Annotated in this window: 1 rRNA gene; it reads left to right on the forward strand. The window is 56.6% G+C overall.

Annotation, left to right across the window (positions count from 1 at the left end):
* A 23S ribosomal RNA gene (locus ABTZ54_RS35615) occupies window positions 1–2768 on the forward strand; the annotation flags it as partial.
* Window positions 2769–2800: the final 32 nt, after the last annotated feature.

The following is a 2800-nucleotide window of genomic DNA, read 5'->3' on the forward strand; positions in this document are numbered from 1 at the left end:
GACGAGTCAGAAACCGTATGGATAGGCGAAGGACATGCGAAAGGTCCGGCGTAGAGGGTAAGACCCCCGTAGCTGAAATTCATGCGGCTCGTTTGAGAGACACCCAAGTAGCACGGGGCCCGAGAAATCCCGTGTGAATCTGGCGGGACCACCCGCTAAGCCTAAATATTCCCTGGTGACCGATAGCGGATAGTACCGTGAGGGAATGGTGAAAAGTACCGCGGGAGCGGAGTGAAATAGTACCTGAAACCGTGTGCCTACAAGCCGTGGGAGCGTCGGATGCAGCTTGCTGTATCTCGTGACTGCGTGCCTTTTGAAGAATGAGCCTGCGAGTTTGCGGTGTGTTGCGAGGTTAACCCGTGTGGGGAAGCCGTAGCGAAAGCGAGTCCGAATAGGGCGTTTCAGTAGCACGCTCAAGACCCGAAGCGGAGTGATCTAGCCATGGGCAGGTTGAAGCGGAGGTAAGACTTCGTGGAGGACCGAACCCACCAGGGTTGAAAACCTGGGGGATGACCTGTGGTTAGGGGTGAAAGGCCAATCAAACTCCGTGATAGCTGGTTCTCCCCGAAATGCATTTAGGTGCAGCGTCGTGTGTTTCTTGCCGGAGGTAGAGCACTGGATAGGCGATGGGCCCTACCGGGTTACTGACCTTAGCCAAACTCCGAATGCCGGTAAGTGAGAGCACGGCAGTGAGACTGTGGGGGATAAGCTCCATGGTCGAGAGGGAAACAGCCCAGAGCATCGACTAAGGCCCCTAAGCGTACGCTAAGTGGGAAAGGATGTGGAGTCGCAGAGACAACCAGGAGGTTGGCTTAGAAGCAGCCACCCTTGAAAGAGTGCGTAATAGCTCACTGGTCAAGTGATTCCGCGCCGACAATGTAGCGGGGCTCAAGCGTACCGCCGAAGTCGTGTCATTGCAGCAATAAGCCCCAACGGGTGCTGTGATGGGTAGGGGAGCGTCGTGTGCCGGGTGAAGCAGCCGCGGAAGCGAGTTGTGGACGGTTCACGAGTGAGAATGCAGGCATGAGTAGCGATACACACGTGAGAAACGTGTGCGCCGATTGACTAAGGGTTCCTGGGTCAAGCTGATCTGCCCAGGGTAAGTCGGGACCTAAGGCGAGGCCGACAGGCGTAGTCGATGGACAACCGGTTGATATTCCGGTACCCGCTTTGAAACGCCCAATATCGAGCCCATTAATGCTAAGGCCGTGAAGCCGCCCCGGAGCCTTCGGGCAAAGGGGAGTGGTGGAGCCGCTGACCCAAGGTGGTAGTAGGTAAGCGATGGGGTGACGCAGGAAGGTAGTCCAGCCCGGGCGGTGGTTGTCCCGGGGTAAGGGTGTAGGCCGTGTGGTAGGCAAATCCGTCACACATTAAGGCTGAGACCTGATGCCGAGCCGATTGTGGTGAAGTGGATGATCCTATGCTGTCGAGAAAAGCCTCTAGCGAGTTTCATGGCGGCCCGTACCCTAAACCGACTCAGGTGGTCAGGTAGAGAATACCGAGGCGTTCGGGTGAACTATGGTTAAGGAACTCGGCAAAATGCCCCCGTAACTTCGGGAGAAGGGGGGCCACGTCTGGTGATCGGATTTACTCCGTGAGCTGGGGGTGGCCGCAGAGACCAGCGAGAAGCGACTGTTTACTAAAAACACAGGTCCGTGCGAAGCCGTAAGGCGATGTATACGGACTGACGCCTGCCCGGTGCTGGAACGTTAAGGGGACCGGTTAGCTCTGTTTCGACAGGGCGAAGCTGAGAACTTAAGCGCCAGTAAACGGCGGTGGTAACTATAACCATCCTAAGGTAGCGAAATTCCTTGTCGGGTAAGTTCCGACCTGCACGAATGGCGTAACGACTTCTCGACTGTCTCAACCATAGGCCCGGTGAAATTGCACTACGAGTAAAGATGCTCGTTTCGCGCAGCAGGACGGAAAGACCCCGGGACCTTTACTACAGTTTGATATTGGTGTTCGGTTCGGCTTGTGTAGGATAGGTGGGAGACTTTGAAGCCGTGACGCCAGTCATGGTGGAGTCGCCGTTGAAATACCACTCTGGTCGTGCTGGATGTCTAACCTCGGTCCGTGATCCGGATCAGGGACAGTGTCTGATGGGTAGTTTAACTGGGGCGGTTGCCTCCCAAAGGGTAACGGAGGCGCCCAAAGGTTCCCTCAGCCTGGTTGGCAATCAGGTGTTGAGTGTAAGTGCACAAGGGAGCTTGACTGTGAGACCGACGGGTCGAGCAGGGACGAAAGTCGGGACTAGTGATCCGGCGGTGGCTTGTGGAAGCGCCGTCGCTCAACGGATAAAAGGTACCCCGGGGATAACAGGCTGATCTTCCCCAAGAGTCCATATCGACGGGATGGTTTGGCACCTCGATGTCGGCTCGTCGCATCCTGGGGCTGGAGTCGGTCCCAAGGGTTGGGCTGTTCGCCCATTAAAGCGGTACGCGAGCTGGGTTTAGAACGTCGTGAGACAGTTCGGTCCCTATCCGCTGTGCGCGTAGGAATATTGAGAAGGGCTGTCCCTAGTACGAGAGGACCGGGACGGACGAACCTCTGGTGTGCCAGTTGTCCTGCCAAGGGCATGGCTGGTTGGCTACGTTCGGGAGGGATAACCGCTGAAAGCATCTAAGCGGGAAGCCTGCTTCGAGATGAGTATTCCCACCTCCTTGAGAGGGTAAGGCTCCCAGTAGACGACTGGGTTGATAGGCCGGATGTGGAAGCCCAGTAATGGGTGGAGCTGACCGGTACTAATAGGCCGAGGGCTTGTCCTCAGTTGCTCGCGTCCACTGTGTTAGTTCTGAAG

The organism is Streptomyces sp. NPDC094032, from assembly GCF_040303965.1.
In the GTDB taxonomy this organism is placed as follows: domain Bacteria; phylum Actinomycetota; class Actinomycetes; order Streptomycetales; family Streptomycetaceae; genus Streptomyces.